At 27.8% G+C, this 658-nt stretch carries 1 protein-coding gene; it reads right to left on the reverse strand.

The window, feature by feature from the left end:
• Positions 1 to 457: NgoBV family restriction endonuclease (locus CA730_RS02575; RefSeq protein ID WP_096663543.1), on the reverse strand; the 457-nt coding region annotated here is incomplete at its 3' end.
• Positions 458 to 658 lie beyond the last annotated feature (201 nt).

Raw genomic sequence — 658 nt, forward strand, 5'->3', positions numbered from 1 at the left:
TAATGGGATATTTTTCAGACTTTCCTGTAATTTCCCAAATTTTCTTTAGCCAAACTTCTTTGATTTGAAATTTGTAATTATTTATATCATAAGAAAATATTAAATAATCAGCATCTAACCGATATGCTTGCTTAGTCAAAGAATCACAATAAGCTTCAAAGTTTGCTACATCAAAATTAGGTGAAGAATAAAAAGTTTTGATTTCTAATAAATCTTTAGTATTTGAATCTTCATCTAGTAGAAAATCAGGAAACTCTTGGCTATTTTGTTTTATTCTAAACTTAATTCCTTGTTGTCTCATCCATTCAGCAAGCCATTCTTGAAATAAATCTCCAACGGCACTTTTCTCATTTATTTTGATAGATATGTTAAGAAAATCAAAAGTAATATCCCCTTGATTCTTGGTAATTTGATTTTCTATCAATAAAGTATAAATTTCATTAGCTTTGGTTAGCATCTAGTTTCCATTAATTAAAAAATTATCAATTAGCAACGCAATTGCCACACTGAAATACAAAGTATCCCATAAGTATAAAAATTATCTTTTTCTTAAGGTTAATTTTATAATTAAAGACTAAAAATTAACCATTAACAACAAAAAACAGCCGCCTCCTTGCGGAAGCGGCCATTATTCAAAAGTAGGAAAACTACGAAAAGA

The sequence above is a fragment of the Dolichospermum compactum NIES-806 genome (assembly GCF_002368115.1).
Lineage (GTDB): Bacteria > Cyanobacteriota > Cyanobacteriia > Cyanobacteriales > Nostocaceae > Dolichospermum > Dolichospermum compactum.